The sequence below is a fragment of the Xanthomonas campestris pv. phormiicola genome (genome assembly GCA_025666215.1).
GTDB lineage: Bacteria > Pseudomonadota > Gammaproteobacteria > Xanthomonadales > Xanthomonadaceae > Xanthomonas_A > Xanthomonas_A campestris_A.
Window position 1 is genome coordinate 5,270,196 of the sequence record CP102593.1, and the last position, 18,570, is coordinate 5,288,765.

At 69.8% G+C, this 18,570-nt stretch carries 15 protein-coding genes; 8 read left to right on the top strand and 7 right to left on the bottom strand.

Annotation, left to right across the window (positions count from 1 at the left end; all coding sequences use genetic code 11):
- Nucleotides 1–174 precede the first annotated feature (174 nt).
- Both NRY95_22350 and hemH read right to left on the bottom strand, forming a co-directional pair.
- Nucleotides 175–1,017, bottom strand: coding sequence for an alpha/beta hydrolase (locus NRY95_22350; GenBank protein ID UYC16371.1), 843 nt, complete (start codon nucleotides 1,015–1,017; stop codon nucleotides 175–177).
- Nucleotides 1,014–1,973, bottom strand: a complete 960-nt coding sequence (hemH, locus tag NRY95_22355; GenBank protein ID UYC16372.1) for a ferrochelatase — start codon at nucleotides 1,971–1,973, stop codon at nucleotides 1,014–1,016. The genes NRY95_22350 and hemH overlap by 4 nt, the downstream gene beginning before the upstream one ends.
- Nucleotides 1,974–2,136: 163 nt before the next feature.
- Here hemH and NRY95_22360 point away from each other — a divergent pair, with 163 nt between their 5' ends.
- From NRY95_22360 to tatC, 4 genes are all read left to right on the top strand, one after another.
- The gene (locus tag NRY95_22360; GenBank protein UYC16373.1) at nucleotides 2,137–3,042 is read left to right on the top strand and encodes a YSC84-related protein; all 906 of its coding nucleotides are present in this window, start codon (nucleotides 2,137–2,139) and stop codon (nucleotides 3,040–3,042) included.
- Between the two features lie 87 nt (nucleotides 3,043–3,129).
- Complete coding sequence (tatA, locus tag NRY95_22365) at nucleotides 3,130–3,357, top strand: Sec-independent protein translocase subunit TatA (protein ID UYC16374.1); 228 nt, start codon at nucleotides 3,130–3,132, stop codon at nucleotides 3,355–3,357.
- A 16-nt stretch (nucleotides 3,358–3,373) separates the two neighbouring features.
- Entirely contained in the window at nucleotides 3,374–3,919 is a 546-nt protein-coding gene (tatB, locus tag NRY95_22370) for a Sec-independent protein translocase protein TatB (GenBank protein UYC16375.1), read from the top strand.
- Nucleotides 3,916–4,656: a twin-arginine translocase subunit TatC gene (gene tatC / locus NRY95_22375; protein UYC16376.1), complete on the top strand. Its 741-nt coding sequence runs from the start codon at nucleotides 3,916–3,918 to the stop codon at nucleotides 4,654–4,656. The genes tatB and tatC overlap by 4 nt, the downstream gene beginning before the upstream one ends.
- Before the next feature lie 175 nt (nucleotides 4,657–4,831).
- On the opposite strand, the gene NRY95_22380 is transcribed toward tatC, so the two are convergent.
- From NRY95_22380 to NRY95_22390, 3 genes are all read right to left on the bottom strand, one after another.
- A complete protein-coding gene (locus NRY95_22380; protein ID UYC16377.1) occupies nucleotides 4,832–5,731 on the bottom strand; it encodes a BPSS1780 family membrane protein in 900 nt (299 codons plus the stop codon).
- A 48-nt stretch (nucleotides 5,732–5,779) separates the two neighbouring features.
- Nucleotides 5,780–6,529, bottom strand: coding sequence for a glutamine amidotransferase (locus tag NRY95_22385; protein ID UYC16378.1), 750 nt, complete (start codon nucleotides 6,527–6,529; stop codon nucleotides 5,780–5,782).
- 425 nt (nucleotides 6,530–6,954) lie between these two features.
- Nucleotides 6,955–8,775 (bottom strand): GspE/PulE family protein, encoded by a 1,821-nt coding sequence (locus NRY95_22390; protein UYC16379.1) that lies wholly within the window; start codon nucleotides 8,773–8,775, stop codon nucleotides 6,955–6,957.
- Between the two features lie 76 nt (nucleotides 8,776–8,851).
- Here NRY95_22390 and glyQ point away from each other — a divergent pair, with 76 nt between their 5' ends.
- Both glyQ and glyS read left to right on the top strand, forming a co-directional pair.
- Entirely contained in the window at nucleotides 8,852–9,760 is a 909-nt protein-coding gene (gene glyQ / locus NRY95_22395; protein ID UYC16380.1) for a glycine--tRNA ligase subunit alpha, read from the top strand.
- A 160-nt stretch (nucleotides 9,761–9,920) separates the two neighbouring features.
- Entirely contained in the window at nucleotides 9,921–12,092 is a 2,172-nt protein-coding gene (glyS, locus tag NRY95_22400; GenBank protein UYC16381.1) for a glycine--tRNA ligase subunit beta, read from the top strand.
- Between the two features lie 556 nt (nucleotides 12,093–12,648).
- Here the strand turns inward: glyS and rep are convergent.
- A complete protein-coding gene (rep, locus tag NRY95_22405) occupies nucleotides 12,649–14,625 on the bottom strand; it encodes a DNA helicase Rep (GenBank protein UYC16382.1) in 1,977 nt (658 codons plus the stop codon).
- A 135-nt stretch (nucleotides 14,626–14,760) separates the two neighbouring features.
- On the opposite strand from rep, the gene NRY95_22410 reads away from it, so the two are divergent.
- Together NRY95_22410 and NRY95_22415 are read left to right on the top strand one after the other, a co-directional pair.
- Complete coding sequence (locus NRY95_22410) at nucleotides 14,761–15,381, top strand: thymidine kinase (GenBank protein UYC16383.1); 621 nt, start codon at nucleotides 14,761–14,763, stop codon at nucleotides 15,379–15,381.
- A gap of 310 nt (nucleotides 15,382–15,691) precedes the next feature.
- Nucleotides 15,692–16,447, top strand: a complete 756-nt coding sequence (locus tag NRY95_22415) for a sel1 repeat family protein (GenBank protein ID UYC16384.1) — start codon at nucleotides 15,692–15,694, stop codon at nucleotides 16,445–16,447.
- A gap of 514 nt (nucleotides 16,448–16,961) precedes the next feature.
- Here NRY95_22415 and NRY95_22420 read toward each other — a convergent pair.
- Complete coding sequence (locus NRY95_22420) at nucleotides 16,962–18,566, bottom strand: glucan biosynthesis protein D (GenBank protein ID UYC16385.1); 1,605 nt, start codon at nucleotides 18,564–18,566, stop codon at nucleotides 16,962–16,964.
- Nucleotides 18,567–18,570: the final 4 nt, after the last annotated feature.

Consider the following 18,570-nt stretch of genomic DNA (forward strand, 5'->3'; position numbering starts at 1 on the left):
GGCGGCAATGCCGGAAACTTGAGCAGGCGCACGCGACCTCCGCGCACGCGTCGGCGTCCACAGGCGTGTGCTGGACGTGCGACGGCATCGGTTCGGGCCAGCGGCGCAGCGTCCCGCTGCGGCTGTCGCGCGATGCAGCGGTGGCAGGGCGGCGCAACGGCGCCGGCCGGCGGCTCAGAAGAAGTCGTGCAACAGCGTCGCCACCGCGGCCGGCTGCTCCATGTGCAGATGGTGGGTGCCCGGCAACACATGCACGCGGCCATGGCGCAGCCGTGCCGCACGTTCGTTGCGCAACGGCTCGGGGAAATACGGCTGCGCCGGATCGGCGTAGATCACCCGCGCCGGGCACTCGATGCCGGCCAGCAGCGCCTGCACCTGCGCCTCGCTCAGCCGCACCGCGGTGGGCAGGGTCAGGCGCCGGTCGCTGCGCCACACGTAGCCGCCGTCCACCGCCTCGACCCCGCGCTCCACCAGCAGCCGCGCCGCCGGTTCGCTGAGCTGGTTGGCCTGCATCCGCGCGCGCACCGGCGCGGCCAGGTCGGAGAACACGCGCAGCGGCGAGGCGCCGGCGCGGCGGGTCGCGGCGACGCTGTCGCGCAGGCGGTCCAGCGTGCCCTCCACGGTCTCGGCCAGACCGCCCAGCATCTCGATCGCGACCAGCTTCTCGATGCGCTGCGGCGCCGCCGCGGCCAGGGTGCTGGCGATCGCCGCACCCATCGAATGGCCGAGCACCGCAAAGCGCTCCCAGCCCAGCGCGTCGGCCGCATCCAGCAGCGGATGCAGCGCGCTGGTCAGCAGATAGTCGGCGCCGGCCGGCAAGGCGTCACTGTGGCCGTGGCCGGGCAGGTCCAGCATCACCAGGTCCAGCTGCGGCAACTGCGCGCTCAGCGGCACGAAGCTGGCGGCGTTGTCCAGCCAGCCGTGCAGCGCCAGTACCTTGGGTCCGTGCGGATCGCCGCTGCGCAGCCCGGCCAGCCTGCCCACCCGCGACGGGCAGGCGAACGTGCGCAGCGTCATGCGGTGCGGGCGGCCAGCTGCGCCAGCGCGCGTGCGTGCGCCGGGGCGTCGTTGAGGCAGGGGATGTAACGCACCTGCATGCCGCGCTGGGCGCAGGTCTCGACGAAACCCATCGCCACTTCCTCCAGCGTTTCCAGGCAGTCGGTGGCGAAGCCCGGGCAGATCACGTCGACCCGCTTGGTGCCCCGCTCGGCCAGCTGCCACAGGCTCGGCTCCGCGTACGGCTGCAGCCAGCGCTCGGCGCCGAAGCGCGACTGGTAACCGAGCTGCCAGTCGCCGGCGCCCAGGCCCAGCGCCGCGGCGATCGCCTGCGCGCTGGCCTCGCAACGCTGCGGGTACGGATCGCCGTTGTTGGCCACGCGCTGCGGCAGGCCATGGAAGGAGAAGAACAGGGTCTCGCCGCGGCCGTGCTGCGCCCAGTGCGTGCGCACGCTGTCGGCCACCGCCTCGACCCAGGCCGGATCGGTCGGATAGTCCTCGATCAGGGTCACCGGCAGCTGCGGATTGCGCGCCTGCCAGGCCTGCACCACGTCCTCGATCGAGGCGGTGGTGGTGGTCGAATATTGCGGGTACAGCGGCAGCACCACGATCCGGCGCATGCCGCCGTCGCGCAGCGCGTCCAGCGCCGGCGCCAGCGCCGGGGTACCGTAGCGCATCGCCCAGGCCACGCGATGCCCGGGCAGTTCGCGCTGCATGCCCTCGGCCAGGCGCCGGGTGTACACCGCCAGCGGCGAGCCTTCCGGCAGCCACACCAGCGCGTATTTCTCCGCCGAACGCGGCGAGCGCCGCGGCAGGATCACCCAGTTCAGCAGCGGCCACCAGAACAGCCTGGGAATGGCCACAACGCGTTTGTCGCCGAGGAACTCGGCCAGGTAACGGGCGACCGCAGGCGCAGTCGGCGCCTCGGGCGTGCCTAGATTCACCACCAGCACGGCGGTCTCGGGTACGTCGCTCATGCGCGCATTGTGGCAGAGCCGCCCGCCGCGCGCGTCGCCATCGTGCCTATCGCAACGATCGCGGCCCGCGCATTGCCGCGCGCACTCATTGCCGATTAATTGCGATGTGACTAAGTTCAAGGACTTGCAGTATCTTGCTGCGGACCTATTTCGGACGCCCGCCATGCCCCGCCTGCCGCGCCTCGCCCTGTTGTTGAGCACCACGCTGTTCGTCGGCCACGCCGTGGCCGGCCCGGAAGAAGACGAGCGCGCCCGCAATGCGCTGCGCGTGCTGAGCGACATCCAGGAGATCCCGGAGCAATCCATCCCCGACAAGCTGCTCGACGAGGGCCGCGCGATCGTGGTGATCCCGGACACGCTCAAGGCCGGTCTGGTCATCGGCGGGCGCCGCGGCCACGGCCTGATGTCGGTCAAGCGTCCCGACGGCACCTGGTCCAACCCGGTGTTCGTCAAGCTCACCGGCGGCAGCATCGGCTTCCAGGTCGGCGTGCAGTCCTCCGACGTGGTGCTGGTGTTCCGCAACGACCGCAGCCTGGACAACATCGTCAACGGCAAGTTCACCCTCGGCGCCGATGCCGGGGTCGCCGCCGGCCCGGTCGGGCGCAACGCCTCCGCCGCCACCGACGGCCAGCTCAAGGCCGAGATCTGGTCGTGGTCGCGCGCGCGCGGCCTGTTCGCCGGCGTGGCGCTGGACGGCGCGGCGCTGCAGATCGACGATGCCGCCGACCTCAACGTGTACGGCGGCAACACCACCCCGCGCATGATCTTCGAAGGCCGCACCACGTCCCTGCCGTCCAACGACGTGGTCGCCTTCCGCGACAAGCTCGAGGAAGCCACCTATGCCGCGCGGCAGAACCGCGGCACCGACGGCGGCGATCGCCGCACCGCCGCGGCACCGCCGCCGCGGCCGCAGCCGGCGGCGCAGGCCGCACCGCCCACGGTCGCCGAGCCCGCCGACGGCGCCAGCACCGCGCCATTGCAGGCCCCGCCGCAGACGGCGCCGCAGCAGGGCTTCCAGCCGGTGTCCGAAGGCGAGATCCGCACCGAGTCGCTGGACGGCAACCACTAGAATCCGCGCCGCGGCGCGCAGCACTGAACGCACCGCGGCGCGGTGCGTTATCCTCCTCGTTCCTTACGACTTCTCTGCGAGCGGATCATGGGCGGTTTTAGCATCTGGCACTGGCTGGTCGTGCTGGTGATCGTGCTGCTGGTGTTCGGCACCAAGCGGCTGACCAGCGGCGCCAAGGATCTGGGCAGTGCGGTCAAGGAGTTCAAGAAAGGCATGCGCGACGAGGACAAGCCCGCCGGCCAGCTCGGCGACGAGTCGCGCAGCAGCGAGCACTCCCGCGACAGCCAGGCCGAACGCGACCGCGACGCGCGCTGAATAGGACGCTGTCGGCGTGTTCGATATCGGATTCAGCGAGCTGCTGCTGATCGCCGTGGTGGCGCTGGTGGTGCTCGGCCCGGAACGCCTGCCCAAGGCCGCGCGCTTCGCCGGCCTGTGGGTACGCCGCGCGCGCGCGCAGTGGGATTCGGTGAAGCAGGAACTGGAGCGCGAACTGGAAGCCGAGGAACTCAAGCGCAGCCTGCAGGACGTGCAGGCCTCGCTGCGCCAGGCCGAATCGCAACTGCGCGACAGCGGCCAGCAGCTGCAGCGCGAGACCGAGGCGCTGCGCCGCGAGATCGACCCGACCGGGCCGCCGCCGCTGGCCGAGGGCGCGCCGGCGGCCAGCGCACCGCCGACCACGACGCCAGCGTCGGAACCACTGCCGCCGTCCGGCGCTGCCGCCGCCGACCACCCGTTGCCGGCCACCACGCCAGCCGCGCCGACCACGCAGACGCACGCACCAGGCGACGCGCCGGCGCCCGCCGCGCACGGCCCTGCCCCCACACCGCCGGCGCCTGGCGCCGCACCGCCCAACGGCGACCCTGAGGCGCCGCGATGAATCCGGAAGCCGAAAGCAGCCTGATCGAGCACCTGGTCGAATTGCGCGCGCGCCTGGTGCGCGCGCTGATCGGCCTGGGCGTGGTGGTGCTGGCGCTGCTGCCCTTCTCCAAGCCCATCTACACCTGGCTGGCCGCGCCGATGCTGGCGCAGCTGCCGATCGGGCAGAGCGTGATCGCCACCCATCCGGCCGGCGCGGTGTTCGCCCCGCTCAAGCTGACCTTCTTCGTGGGCGTGTTCATCGCCGTGCCGTGGCTGCTGTACCAGGCCTGGGCGTTCGTCGCCCCGGGCCTGTACCAGCGCGAGAAGCGCCTGGCATTGCCGCTGCTGGCCTCGGCCGTGCTGCTGTTCTACGTCGGCTGCGCCTTCGCCTATTTCCTGGTGCTGCCGGCGGTGTTCCACTTCCTGACCACGTTCAAGCCGGACATCATCCAGCTCACCCCCGACGCCGGCGCCTACCTGGATTTCGTGCTGGCGATCTTCTTCGCCTTCGGCGCCAGCTTCGAGCTGCCGGTGGCGCTGGTGATCCTGGCCCTGCTCGGCTGGGTCACCCCGCAGCAGCTGCGCGAAGGCCGCGGCTACGCAGTGGTCGGCATCTTCGTGCTGGCGGCGGTGCTGACCCCGCCGGACGTGGTCTCGCAGCTGATGCTGGCGATCCCGATGTGCCTGCTGTACGAGATCGGCATCATTGCGGCCAGTGCGGTGACCAAGAAGCCGGGAATCGAGGCTAGGGAATAGGGAATGGGAACGGCGTAGTGCGTCGGGGCTGAAACCCTTCCGCACCAGCAGGCACCTCCAGTCCGCAGCAACCACCGAATCCAGTCCGCACATCACGCAAAAAAGAAGCGGCCCCGAAGGGCCGCCTGCTGTTGCTGTTACCGATTCCCGATTCCCCGTTCCCGATTCCCAGCCCTCAAGCGGCAAACACATTCGAAGGCGGCGGCGGCACCGCCGGCGCGGCATCGCCGCTGTGCACGAACATCTGCTTCCACGCCGCGTAGACCGCGCCGGCCAGCGCCGGCATCGCCAGCGCCATCAGCAGCAACTGCGCGACCAGGGCGGCGATCGTCGGCCCGGCCAGCGCCTGCACCAGCAGCACCACCAACGCCAGCACGAAATACAGCGCGAACATCGCGATGAAGGCGAGCACGAAGAACACCAGCATCGCCGGCACGTTGTGCAGGCAGGCGCGCAGGCTGTTGCGCATCGCCGCCAGGCCGTTGCGGCCGTCGAACATCACCTGCGGGACGAGCACGAACAGGGTCAGCGTCACCGCCACGAAGCCGACCAGCACCATCAGCAGCCACAGCAGGATGCGCATCGCCGGCAACGTGGCCACCAGCTGCTCGACCTGCGCCGGATCGGGCTGGGTGCTGGACTGGCCGAGCTCGTTGAGCTTGTTCATCACCGTGCCCAGCTGCTCCAAACCGCTGGGCGTGATCACGATCACCGCCAGGATGCTCAACAACAGCCCGACCACCACCTGCGGCAGCACCGCCACCAGCAAGCTGGGCACGCGCCCGCCGTGCAGCGCCTCCAGCAGGTGCGCCGGCTGCGCAACGCGGCCCTGGTCCACTTCGCGCACCGCCCACACCAGCCCGCCGAACAGCAGCGGCCCGGCCAGGCCCAGCAGCAGTTGCGCCAGCATGCCCAGGGTCGGGTTCAGCGCGCCGATCAGCAGCGCCAGCAGCGCCGCCAGGCCCCAGATCACGCCCAGCAGGCCCAGCGCCAGCGGCGCCCGGCGCAGCAGCGCAATTCCGCTCAACAGCCATTCCGCGCCGGCCGAGGCCGGCAGCTTGCGAATCTCGATCATTGCCAATCCGAAGTGGGGGAACGCCGTACAACGCGGCGCCTGTACAGATTATCGCGGTTTTGCCTGGCCGCCGGCGGTTTGCTGGCCGCGCGCGTGCTGAACGAAGCGCCGCAGCAGCTTGCGCGCCAGCGGCGCGGCGCTGACCTCGCGGGCGATGGTACGGGCGCAGCGGCCGGCGCTGCGTAGACACTCGGCGCGGGCGTGCACGTAGCCGCGCATGTGGTGGGTGGCGAATTCCGGGTGGAACTGCACGCCCCAGGCGGCTTCGCCCCAGCGGAAGGCATGGCACTGGTCCTGCGCCGAACGCGCCAGCACGGTGGCGCCGGCCGGCGCGCGCAGCACCGTCTGCAGGTGCGTGGCGTGCGCCGGGAAGCGTTCGGGCAGGCCGGCGAACAGCGGATCGTCGAACGCCGGCGGATGCAGGTCGATGTGCACGGTGCCCGATTCGCGCCCGGCCGGGTTGTAGGCGACCTCCCCGCCCAGCGCGTGCGCCAGCAGCTGGTGGCCGTAGCAGATGCCCAGCAGCGGTGTGCCGGCGTGGGCGGCCTCGCGCAGCCAGTCGGCCGAGCGCTCGCTCCAGTCGGCGCGGTCGGTGACGAAGGCCGCCGAGCCGGTGACGATGATGCCGGCGAAGCCCGTGCGCGCGGGCAATGCGGCACCGCCGGCGACATTGGCGACCACCGTGTCGCGCGCGGCCAGGCCGGCGGCGACGCGGATCCAGTGCGGGAAGCGCCCATAGCGCCGCATCGTCGCCACCGGCTCGCCGGTTTCGAGGATCAGGAAGGGCGCAGGCGTCATCGGCGGGCGGCAACTCGGAAGGGGTCGACCCGATTGTAGACAGACCTTCGCGGCTTTTTCCAAGCCGATGACGCACCGCACCGCTGTCGCGCGTGGCAATTCAGCTGCACGACAGTCGTTTGCCGCGGCAACGCGTCGGTTCTGCCATGAGCGCTGCGCCACTCGAGCGGGTGCACGCAGCGCTTGGGACGGCAGGGGAATTCCGCCAGCATCGCCGGATCCACGACCGTGAGCCGCTCGTCGGGATCCAGTTCGAAGAGGCGCCGGTACTGTTCCGGGGCCAGGGCCTTGGCCGCTTCGTCCTGGAATTCCAGGGCGATGCGGTTGATCTCCTCGCCCTCGGCCCGGCTGGTGGCGGACTCGGCGTTTGGCGTGCGCCGATCGCCGTGATCGCACCAGCGCGCGCCGCGCCGGCCGTGGCCGCCTCACTCGCGCGGCGGCAGCACCGACAGCACTTCCTCGATGGTGGTCAGGCCGGCGGCGACTTTTTCCAGGCCGGCACGGCGCAGGCTGCGCACGCCCTCGGCCTGCGCGGCGCGGCTGAAGCCGGCCAGGTCCATGTCGGCGCGGATCAGCGTGCGCAGGCGCGGCGTCACCGGCAGCAGTTCGTACAGGCCGACCCGGCCCAGGTAGCCGGTGCGGCGGCATTCCAGGCAGCCGACCGGGGCGTGCACCTGCAGCTCCTCCGGCAGCGCTTCGCCCGGCTCGCGCAGCGCATCCCACTCGAGGTCGCTGAGCGTGTGCGGGCGCTTGCAGTGCGTGCACAGCGTGCGCACCAGGCGCTGCGCCAGCACGCCGTTGAGGGTGGAGGCGACCAGGTAGTGCGGCACGCCCAGGTCGAGCAGGCGGGTGATCGCCGAGGGCGCGTCGTTGGTATGCAGGGTGGACAGCACCAGATGCCCGGTCAGCGAGGCCTGCACCGCCATCTGCGCGGTTTCCAGGTCGCGGATCTCGCCGATCATGATGATGTCCGGGTCCTGCCGCAGCAGGGTGCGCACACCGCTGGCGAAGTCCAGGTCGATGTTGGTCTGCACCTGCATCTGGTTGAACTCCGGCGCGATCATCTCGATCGGGTCCTCGACGCTGCACACGTTCACGTCCGGCGTGGCCAGGCGCTTGAGCGTGGAGTACAGCGTGGTGGTCTTGCCCGAGCCGGTCGGGCCGGTGACCAGCACGATGCCGTGCGGGCGTTCGACCAGCGCCGCCCAGCCGGCCGCCTCCTGCGCGCTGAAGCCGAGCTGGTCCACGCTCTTGAACGCCGCGTCCGGGTCGAAGATGCGCATCACGCACTTCTCGCCGAACGCGGTGGGCATGGTCGACAGGCGCATCTCGGTCTCGCGCCCGCCCGGCGAGCGGGTCTTGATGCGCCCGTCCTGCGGGCGCCGGCGCTCGGCCAGGTCCATGCGCCCGAGCACCTTGATCCGGCTGACGATGGCGGTCATCACCGCCGGCGGCACCTCCAGCACCTTGTGCAGCACGCCGTCGATGCGGAAGCGCATGCGCCCGGCCTCGCGCCGCGGTTCCAGGTGGATGTCGCTGGCGCGCTGCTCGAAGGCGTACTGCAGCAGCCAGTCGACGATGTGCACGATGTGGTGGTCGTCGGCGTTGACGTCGCCGCCGCGGCCCAGTTCCACCAGCTGCTCGAAACTGGGCAGGCCGCTGCTCTGCTCGTTGCGCCCGTCCTTGGCGCCGCGCACCGAGCGGGTCACGCCGAAGAATTCCATGGTGTAGCGGTGCAGGTCCAGTGGGTTGACCACCGCGATCTCGATCCGGCGCCGCGCCAGGTGCTGCACGTCGCCCAGCCAGTCCAGCGCCAGCGGTTCGCTGGTGGCCACCAGCAGGCGTTCGCCATCCAGCGCCAGCGGCAGGATGCGGTGGCGGCGCGCGTAGGCGTGCGAGACCACGGCGGTGACCGCGGCCACGTCGACCCGGGTCGGGTCGATGCGCAGGTAGCGCAGGCCGCAGCGCTGCGCCAGCCACTCGGTCAGCCGTTCCAGGCCCAGCTCGCTGCCGGGCGGACGGGTGGCGGCCAGTTTCAGGTTGGATAGCAGCACCAGCGGATGCACGTCGCTGACAGTGCGCGCGGACTGCGCCGAGAACTGCATGCGGCCGCGCTCGGCCGGCGCGACCAGGCCGTCGGCCAGCAGCGCCGCGGCCACCCGCTCGAAACTCAGGCGCCCGGGCGGCAGCGACACGGTGGCAGGTACAGGCACGGCGGGCGGCTGCGCGGCAGGTCGCGAATCCATGGTCCAGGTCCGGTGCGCGGAAGTCCCCGCAAGTCGGTCGCTATACTAGCGCACCCCTTTTGCCGGCCTTTGCTGCATGCACGTCTCCCGGTCCGTTCCGATCACGTTCCAGGGTCTGATCCAGACCCTCAACCAGTTCTGGGCGCAGCACGGCTGCGTGCTGATCCAACCGCTGGACCTGGAAGTGGGCGCCGGCACCTTCCACCCGGCCACGTTCCTGCGCGCGCTCGGGCCGGAGCCGTGGAACGCGGCCTACGTGCAACCCTGCCGCCGTCCCACCGACGGCCGCTACGGCGAGAACCCGAACCGCCTGCAGCGCTATTACCAGTACCAGGTGGCGATGAAGCCGAACCCGGACAACATCCAGCAGCTGTACCTGGATTCGCTGCAGGCGCTGGGCATCGACCCGCTGGTGCACGACCTGCGCTTCGTCGAGGACAACTGGGAATCGCCGACGCTCGGCGCCTGGGGCCTGGGCTGGGAGGTGTGGCTCAACGGCATGGAGGTCACCCAGTTCACCTACTTCCAGCAGGCCGGCGGCTTGGAATGCAAGCCGGTGCTGGGCGAGATCACCTACGGCCTGGAACGGCTGTGCATGTACCTGCAGAACTGCGACAACGTCTACGACCTGGTGTGGACCTACGGCCCGGACGGCGCGCCGGTGACCTACGGCGACGTCTACCACCAGAACGAGGTGGAGCAGAGCGCGTACAACTTCGAGCATGCCGACGTGGCCGAGCTGTTCCACCGCTTCGACGCCTGCGAGCGCGAGGCGCAGCGCCTGGTCGAGCTCGGCCTGCCGCTGCCGGCCTACGAGCAGGTGACCAAGGCCAGCCACGCCTTCAACCTGCTCGATGCGCGCCGCGCCATCTCGGTCACCGAACGTCAGCGCTACATCCTGCGCGTGCGCGCGCTGGCGCAGGCGGTGGCCAAGGCCTACCACGCGCAACGCGAGAAGCTGGGCTTCCCCGGCGTGAAGCGCTGAGGCCTTCATAGCCCCTCTCCCAACGGGATAGGGGTTGGGGTGAGGGTACGGGGCGAAGCCCTGCAGACCTGAACTTCCAAGGCTTCGCCCGAACCCTCATCCGCCCCTTCGGGGCACCTTCTCCCGCAGGGAGAAGGGAACCGCTAGCAAGGTCTGACACATGAGCGCACTACATCCCCTGCTGATCGAACTGGGTACCGAGGAACTGCCGGTCAAGGCGCTGCCGGGCCTGGCGCAGGCCCTGTTCGACGGGGTGATCGCCGGGCTGGAGAAGCGCGGCATCGCGGTCGAACGCGGCGACGCCAGGCCGCTGTCCACCCCGCGCCGGCTGGCGGTGCTGCTGCCGGGCGTGGCCGCCGAGCAGCCGGAGCAGCGCTCGGAAGTGCTCGGCCCCTACCTCAACATCGCCCTGGACGCCGCCGGCCAGCCGACCAAGGCGCTGGCCGGCTTCGCCGCCAAGGCCGGCATCGACTGGACCGCGCTGGAGCGCACCAGCGACGCCAAGGGCGAGCGCTTCGTGCACCGTGCGGTGACCCCGGGCGCGCAGACCGCCGCGCTGCTGCCGGAGATCCTGCGCGAGGCGATCGCGGCGATGCCGATCCCTAAGCCGATGCGCTGGGGCGACCACGACTACGGCTTCGCGCGGCCGGTGCACTGGCTGGTGCTGCTGTTCGGCAACGACGTGGTGCCGGTGCAGCTGTTCGGCGTGCAGGCCGACCGGGTCAGCCGCGGCCACCGCTTCCTGCACGACGCGCCGGTCGCGCTGGCCCAGCCGGGCGACTACGTGGCCGCGCTGGAAGCGGCGCAGGTGCTGGTGGACCCGGATGCGCGCCGCGCGCGCATCGTCGCCGAGGTCGAGCAGGCCGCGCGTCAGGCCGGCGGCAGCGCGCGCATTTCCGACGACAACCTGGAGCAGGTGGTGAACCTGGTCGAATGGCCGTCGGCGGTGCTGTGCCATTTCGAACCGGCATTCCTGGCGGTACCGCAGGAAGCGCTGATCGAGACGATGGAGAGCAACCAGAAGTTCTTCCCGGTGCTCGACGCCGGCGGCAAGCTGACCGAGCACTTCATCGGCATCGCCAACATCGTCTCGCGCGACGTGGCCGAAGTGGCCAAGGGCTACGAGCGGGTGATCCGCCCGCGCTTCGCCGACGCCAAGTTCTTCTTCGACGAGGACCTCAAGCAGGGCCTGGAGGCGATGGGCGCGGGCCTGGCCAGCGTGACCTACCAGGCCAAGCTCGGCAGCATCGCCGACAAGGTGCAGCGCGTGGCCGCGCTGGCCGAGGCGATCGCGCCGCTGGTCGGCGTGGACGCCGCGCAGGCGCGCCGCGCCGCCGAGTTGAGCAAGAACGACCTGCAGTCGCGCATGGTCAACGAATTCCCCGAACTGCAGGGCATCGCCGGGCGCCACTACGCCAAGGCCGCCGGCGAGAGCAGCGAGATCGCGCTTGCGATCGGCGAGGCCTACCAGCCGCGCTTCGCCGGCGACGACATCGCGCTGTCGCCGCTGGGCAAGGTGCTAGCGATCGCGGAGCGTCTGGACACGCTGGCCGGCGGCTTCGCCGCGGGGTTGAAGCCGACCGGCAACAAGGATCCGTTCGCGCTGCGGCGCAATGCGCTGGGGTTGGCGCGGACGGTGATTGAGAGTGGGTTTGATGTGGATTTGGAAGAGATGCTCGGCTCTTCCCTTATCAATGTTCAGCACGCGCTTGCAGACGTCAGCGCACGTGAAAAGATTCAAGCGCTCGTCGCTGCTAAGCAGGCTGGAATCAAGACTTCGTTGGGGGTGACTGTTTCAGCGTCCCTGAAGGGCTCGCTTGCGGAAGAGTTGTTCGATTTCATCCTCGACCGACTGCGTGGCTACTACGCCGACAAGGGCGTACCGGCGACGCATTTCAATGCGGTGGCGGAACTGAAGCCGGCTTCGCTCTACGACTTCGACCGCCGCATCGACGCGATCGGCATCTTCGCCACGCTGCCGGAGGCCGAGGCGCTGGCCGCGGCCAACAAGCGCATCCGCAACATCCTGCGCAAGGCCGAAGGCGCGATTCCCGCGCAGATCGATCCGACCCTGCTGCGCGAGCCGGCCGAAAGCGCACTGGCCGAGGCGGTGGAAGCGGCGATCGTGGAAACCGACGGCGCCCTGCGCCAGCACGACTACGTCACCGTGCTGAACTTCCTGGCGCGGCTGCGGCCGCAGGTGGACGCGTTCTTCGACGGGGTCATGGTCAACGTCGAGGACCCGGCGATCCGCAGCAACCGCCTGGCCCTGCTCAAGCGCCTGGGCGACCGCCTCGGCAGCGTCGCCGCGATCGAGCACCTGTCGTCGTAAGCAGGGCGGCGGACTGCTGCAGGTAGGGGCTGCGAAAGCAGCCTCTTCATTTTTTGTGGGAGCGGCTTCAGCCGCGACGCGCGAAGCTGGCAGCGCCACAACCAAGTGAAGCCGCGTCGGGACTGAAGTCCCTCCCACAGTGCACCCGGCCGGCTACGTCCGAGCGCCTGCCGATCGACGCTGCTTGAGAGAGCCGCAGTTCTGGCGGCACCGCTTCTTGTGGGAGCGACTTCAGTCGCGACGCGCGAAGCTGCAATTCCGCAATGCTGAGAAGAAAGCGTCGGGGCTGAAGCCCCTCCTACAGTGCACTCGGCCAGCCATGTACAAGCACCGGACTGAGCCCCTCTCCCCTCGGGAGAGGGGTTGGGGTGAGGGTCCGGCGCGCAGCGTCTCGCGGAGGTTGGATGCACGAGGCTTCGCCCGTACCCTCATCCGCCCCTTCGGGGCACCTTCTCCCGATGGGAGAAGGGAAATCACTTCACGCAGGCCTGCCACGCACAGTGCTGCGCACAACCGCCGTTACGAATCCCGACTCCCAAATCCCGAATCCCCGCCTTCAATCAAACAACGCCTGGATCGCCGCCAGCCCGGCATTGGCGCGTTCCTTCTTGCGCTCGGCGTCGGCCACCGGGTCGGCGCCGTCGCGCTGCATTTCCTCAGCGGGGATCTCGGCGAAGAAGCGGCTGGGCTTGAGCCGGATGTGCTCGCCGAACTTGCGCGTGAGCTTGCTGTAACTCATCCACAGCTGCTCCTTGGCGCGGGTGATGCCCACGTACAGCAGGCGCCGCTCTTCCTGCAGGTTGCCCTCCTCCAGGCTGACCTCGTGCGGCAGCACGCCGTCCTCGCAGCCGACGATGAACACGTAGCGGAACTCCAGGCCCTTGGACGCGTGCATCGTCATCATCCGCACCTGGTTGCCGCCGTCGTCCTTGTCGTTGCGCGACAGCAGCGCCAGCTGCGCGGCCAGGTCGCCGACGGTGGCCCCGCGCGGGCCGCCCTCGAACCACTTGGCGAGTTCTTCCAGGTTGCTGCGGCGGCGCTGGAACGTGGTTTCGTCCTTGCACTGGCTGCGCAGTTCGCGGATCAGTCCCGACTGCTCGGCGAGCTGGCGCACCACGTCGGCCGAGGACAGGGTCAGCGAGGCGGTGCGCAACTCGTGCAGGACGTCGACGAAATCGCTCAGGCCGTTGGCCGCGCGCGGCGGCAACTGCTGCAGCGCGCCCATCGACTCGGCCGCGCGCGACATCGGCAGATGCTTGGCCGAGGCCAGTTCGGCCAGCTTGGCCAGCGAGGTCGCGCCGACCTCGCGCTTGGGCGCCTGCACCGCGCGCAGGAACGCGGCATCGTCGTCGGGATTGACCAGCAGCCGCAGCCACGACAGCACGTCCTTCACTTCCTGCCGTTCCAGGAACGCGGTGCCGCCGGTGATGTGGTACGGCACGCCGGCCATCTGCAAGGCCTTTTCCAGCGGCCGCGACTGGAAGTTGCCGCGGAACAGGATGCAGAAATCGCTCCACGGCACCTGCTTGGCGGTGCCCAGGTAGGCGATCTCGGCGGCGACCTTCTCCGCCTCGTGCTCGCTGTCGCGGCATTCCCACACGCGGATGCGCTCGCCGTCGGCCTGGTCGCTCCACAGGGTCTTCAGGTGCTCGTGCGGGTTGTGCGCGATCAGCGCGTTGGCCGCGCGCAGCACGCGGTTGGAGCAGCGGTAGTTCTGCTCCAGCTTGACGATCTGCAGCGCCGGATAGTCGCGCCCCATCTGCATCAGGTTTTCCGGGTTGGCGCCGCGCCAGGCGTAGATGCTCTGGTCGTCGTCGCCCACGCAGGTGAAGTTGCCGCGCGGGCCGGCCAGCATCTTCAGCAGCCGGTACTGCGCGTCGTTGGTGTCCTGGCTCTCGTCCACCAGCAGGTAGCCGATGCGCTCGCGCCAGGCCATGACGATGTCCTCGTTCTCCTCCAGCACCTGCACCGGCAGGCGGATCAGGTCGTCGAAGTCCACCGCGTTGAACGTGCTCAGCCGCGCCTGATAGCGCTCGTACAGGCTGGCCGCCTCCTGCTCGCGGTTGCTGCGCGCCGCGGCCATCGCCTGCTCCGGCGACAGCCCGGCGTTCTTGGCGCGCGAGATCAGGTTCCTGGCGTCGTCGATCGCATCGGGCTTGGCGCCGTGCATCAGGTCCTTGATCTGCGCGGCGGCATCGTCGGCGTCGAAGATCGAGAAGCCGCGCTTCAGGCCCACCGCGGCGTGCTCGATCTGCAGGAACTTCAGCCCCAGCGCGTGGAAGGTGCAGATGGTCAGGCCGTCGGCGGCATCGCCGCGGATGCGCTTGGCCACGCGCTCGCGCATTTCCTTGGCCGACTTGTTGGTGAAGGTGATCGCGGCGATGCGCTTGGCCGGGTAGCGGCCGGTGGCGATCAGATGCGCGATCTTTTCCACGATCACGCGGGTCTTGCCGCTGCCGGCGCCGGCCAGCACCAGCAACGGGCCTTCGCAATGCAGCACCGCGGCGCGTTGGGGGGGATTGAGACCGTGCATGAAGACTTCCCTGGGCCGCGCATTGTAGCGGGCGCCGGCCGGCGGCGAGGACCGGGCCGCTGCGCGGGCGCTGAACGGGTTTTCCCGGGCGCATCCGGCCTGCGACGGAGTTGTCCGCCGCGCTAGAATCGGGCCATGGCGAAACTGTACTTCTACTATTCGGCGATGAACGCCGGCAAGACCACGACGCTGCTGCAGTCGGCGCACAACTATCGCGAGCGCGGCATGCGCACCGCGATCCTGACCCCGCGCCTGGACCACCGCGACGGCAGCGGCGTGGTGGCCTCGCGCATCGGCCTGCGCGCCGATGGCAACACGTTCGTGCCGGACACAGACCTGCTGGCGCTGCTGCAGGACGACATCGCCCGCGACGGCGCGCTGCATTGCGTGCTGGTGGACGAGGCGCAGTTCCTCAGCCGCGCCCAGGTCTGGCAGCTCAGCGAGGTGGTCGACCGGCTGCGCATCCCGGTGCTGTGCTACGGCCTGCGCACCGATTTCCGCGGCGAGCTGTTCGAGGGCAGCCAGTACCTGCTGGCCTGGGCCGACGAGCTGCAGGAGATCAAGACCATCTGCCACACCGGCAGCAAGGCGACGATGACCGTGCGCGTGGACGCCGACGGCCACGCCGTGCAGGACGGCCCGCAGGTGGAGATCGGCGGCAACGAGCGCTACGTGTCGGTGAGCCGCGCCGAGTTCAAGAAGATCATGCGCGGCGAGGGCCGTATCGATCCGTTGCAGATCGCGTTGCAACGGTAGTCCATCCGCCGCGCCGGGCTGACGGCTGCGGCGCCAGACGAAAGACCGCGTAAGCCAGACTGTGTAAGCCGGAGGCGACGCCGCGTTTCGCAGTTCGGCAGTATGCGCAGGCGAACGCCGCGCAAGCGCTCTGCTCTGCCTTGGTGCGTCCATCCGCCGCCCCTGTTCGGCTGCAGTCGGCGCGACACCGACCATGAACGTCGGTTGAAAACTGCGCCACGGCGCTCGGCCGCATAGGCCATCAGTCTATGGATCGCGGCTGCCACGCCCCTTTAGAATCGGCGGCGATCGCACTCACGGGAAGAGTTCTATGCATCGGTTCAAGGGATATGCCGTCGGCGGTTGCACCGCGCTGGCCATTGCGGCTGCGCTGGCGCTGTCCGGCCCGGCTGGCGCCGCCGACAACGCGCGTACGTTCGACGACATTCCGGCGCAGGTGATGACCGACGGCTTCCTCGAGGCGCACCTGGACCTGTTCTATCGCCGCGCCGGTATCCGCGCCGACAAGAAGGGCGAATTCGCCGAGGCCAGGAAGCACTACCAGCTCGCCGCACGCTATGCCGACAAGCCGTCGCAGGCACGCCTGGGCGAGATGTACTGGGAAGGCCAGGGCGGCGCGCAGGATCGCGCGATGGGCTTTCTGTGGATGGCCCTGGCTTCCGAGCGCGGCTACGACGCCTTCACCACGCGCAAGATGGAGTACTGGAACCAGCTGACGCCCGAAGAGCGGCAGCGCGCGATCAAGCAGGACAAGAAGATGCTGGCCGAGTACGGTGACCAGGCGGCCAAGCCGCGCCAGGAAGCGGTGCTGCGCCGCGAGGCGTCGCGCAGCACCGGCAGCATGCTCGGCCACTCGGGCGCCTCCGCCCTGTCGATCAACGGCCCGCGCGGCGGCAGCATCGATCCGGAAGTGTTCTACGCCAAGGAATTCTGGGAACCGGCGGCGTACTGGAAGCTGCAGGACCGGGTCTGGGACGGACGCACGCCCGGCCGCGTGGATATCGGCGATGTCGAGGACATCACCCAGGAAACCGCGCCGACGCCGCAGGATCCGGCCAAGCCCTGAGCCGGCCGCAACGCGCGATGCCGGACACGTCGCGCGTCGGGACAGAAGTCCCTCCCACAGTGCACTTGGCGCGTTGGCCGCGAGCGTTTGTGGGAGCGGCTTCAGCCGCGACGAACGAGGCCGGCAACCGCGCAGCGTCGCGAAAGCGTCGGGACTGAAGTCCTGCCCACAGCGCACCCGGCGCGTTGGCCGCGAATGTTTGTGGGAGCTGCTTCAGCCGCGACGAGCGAGGCCGACAACCGCGCAGCGTCGCGAAAGCATCGGGACTGAAGTCCCGCCCACAGTGCACCCTGCGCGTTGGCCGCGAACGTTTGTGGGAGCGGCTTCAGCCGCGACGAACGAGGCCGGCAACCGCGCAGCGTCGCGAAAGCGTCGGGACTGAAGTCCTGCCCACAGTGCACCCGGCGCGTTGGCCGCGAGCGTTTGTGGGAGCGGCTTCAGCCGCGACGAGCGAGGCCGGGTCCTGCAAGCGGCGAGGCGCCGCCGCGCACGAAGCGGCAGCGCCAGACCGCACTCAATACAGCTTGCGCTCGGCCGCCGGCGGCGGGGTCCACTGGTACAGCCAGGTCTCGGTCAACGGCGTGTCGCCAGAGCGCAGGAACAGGCGGATGTCGATCTGCTGCGTGCCCTCGTCCGGCGGCACCACGTCGAACATCGCGCGGTAGCCGGAGAGTTCGTGCAGCGGCCGCGCCGAGACGATCTCGGTGCTGCCGCGGCTCAGCTGCAGCACCGCCTCGACCTTGGCGTCCTTGTCCTTGCCGAGCCTGGCCAGCTCGCCGCCGACGAAGTCCACCGCGAAGCGCCAGGAGAAGTGGGTGCGCTTCTGCCCGACCACGCCGCCCAGGCCGGTGCGCGTGGCCACGCAATGCGCCAGCGGCGAGGCGGCCGGCGGCTGCGCGCCCCAGTACAGGCGATAGCCGAACAGCAGTTCCTGCCCGGGCTGCGGCTTGTCCTGCGGATTCCAGAACGCGACGATGTTGTCGAAGGTCTCGTCGATGGTGGGGATCTCCACCAGCTGCACCGAGCCCTTGCCCCAGCCCTGCTTCGGCTCCACCCACAGGCACGGGCGTTTTTCGTAGTACACGCCGTCGTCGTGGTAGTGGTCGAAGTTGCGGTCGCGCTGCAGCAGGCCGAAGCCGCGCGGGTTCTCGTCGACGAACATGTTGAAGCGCAGCTGCGGCGGATTGCACAGCGGCCGCCAGATCCATTCGCCGCCGCCGGTCCACATCGCCAGGCCGTCGGTGTCGTGGATTTCCGGGCGCCAGTCCCAGTCCATGCGGCGGTCGTTCTCGCCGACCTGGTACATGCTGGTGCACGGGCCCAGGCCCAGCCGCTCGATGGTCTTGCGCGGATACAGCGCGCTGTCGATGTCCATCAGCAGCACGTCGCCGTTGGTGATCGCGAAACGGTAGGCGCCGGCCACGCTCGGCGAATCCAGCAGCGCGTACACCACCACCGTGTCCGAACCGGCCTTGGGCTGCTCAAGCCAGTAGGCGATGAAGTCCGGGAACTCCTCCGGCCCGCCGGTGCCGGTATCGATCGCCAGGCCGCGCGCGGACTGGCCGTACTGGCCTTCCTTGCCCACCGCGCGGAAATAGCTGGCGCCGAGGAACGCGGCGAAGTCGCGGTCGGTGTCCTGCTTGGTGTTGAGGCGGAAGCCGGCGAAGCCCAGCTCCTTGGGCAGGTGCTTGCCCTGCAGACCGCTCTTGCCGTAGTCGAACGCGGCGCCGTCGTAGGCCAGTTCCTGCGCCTGCCCGTCGACCAGGTCGAACATGTGCACCGGCGACTTGAAGTACAGGCCCAGGTGGAAGAACTTGGCCTGGAACTTCGACCCGTTGTCCACCGCCCACAGCGCATGGTCCTGGCGATAGCGGATCGACTGGTACTGGTCCCAGTTCAACGATTCCAGCGGTCCCGGCAGCACCCGCTTGTGGCTCTGGTAGGGCGCCTGGGCCATGGCCCGGGCATGGCCCTTGAGCCAGGCGTAATCGAAGGGCTGCGGCTTGCCCAGGCGGCGCAGGCCGACCGCGGGGGCGGCCTGGCCGAGCATCGGCATCGCGGGCAAGCCCATGGCGGCGAAGGCGGCGGCGGCGTTCTTGAGGAAATCGCGTCGTTGCATGGGC

Bases quoted from the DNA above. Each gene is read 5' to 3' on its own strand.
- tatC (UYC16376.1), top strand. From the start codon at position 3,916: ATGAATCCGGAAGCCGAAAGCAGCCTGATCGAGCACCTGGTCGAATTG.
- rep (UYC16382.1), bottom strand. From the start codon at position 14,625: ATGCACGGTCTCAATCCCCCCCAACGCGCCGCGGTGCTGCATTGCGAA.
- NRY95_22415 (UYC16384.1), top strand. From the start codon at position 15,692: ATGCATCGGTTCAAGGGATATGCCGTCGGCGGTTGCACCGCGCTGGCC.
- glyQ (UYC16380.1), top strand. From the start codon at position 8,852: ATGCACGTCTCCCGGTCCGTTCCGATCACGTTCCAGGGTCTGATCCAG.
- glyS (UYC16381.1), top strand. From the start codon at position 9,921: ATGAGCGCACTACATCCCCTGCTGATCGAACTGGGTACCGAGGAACTG.
- hemH (UYC16372.1), bottom strand. From the start codon at position 1,973: ATGAGCGACGTACCCGAGACCGCCGTGCTGGTGGTGAATCTAGGCACG.
- NRY95_22420 (UYC16385.1), bottom strand. From the start codon at position 18,566: ATGCAACGACGCGATTTCCTCAAGAACGCCGCCGCCGCCTTCGCCGCC.
- NRY95_22390 (UYC16379.1), bottom strand. From the start codon at position 8,775: ATGGATTCGCGACCTGCCGCGCAGCCGCCCGCCGTGCCTGTACCTGCC.
- tatA (UYC16374.1), top strand. From the start codon at position 3,130: ATGGGCGGTTTTAGCATCTGGCACTGGCTGGTCGTGCTGGTGATCGTG.
- NRY95_22380 (UYC16377.1), bottom strand. From the start codon at position 5,731: ATGATCGAGATTCGCAAGCTGCCGGCCTCGGCCGGCGCGGAATGGCTG.
- NRY95_22350 (UYC16371.1), bottom strand. From the start codon at position 1,017: ATGACGCTGCGCACGTTCGCCTGCCCGTCGCGGGTGGGCAGGCTGGCC.
- NRY95_22385 (UYC16378.1), bottom strand. From the start codon at position 6,529: ATGACGCCTGCGCCCTTCCTGATCCTCGAAACCGGCGAGCCGGTGGCG.
- NRY95_22360 (UYC16373.1), top strand. From the start codon at position 2,137: ATGCCCCGCCTGCCGCGCCTCGCCCTGTTGTTGAGCACCACGCTGTTC.
- NRY95_22410 (UYC16383.1), top strand. From the start codon at position 14,761: ATGGCGAAACTGTACTTCTACTATTCGGCGATGAACGCCGGCAAGACC.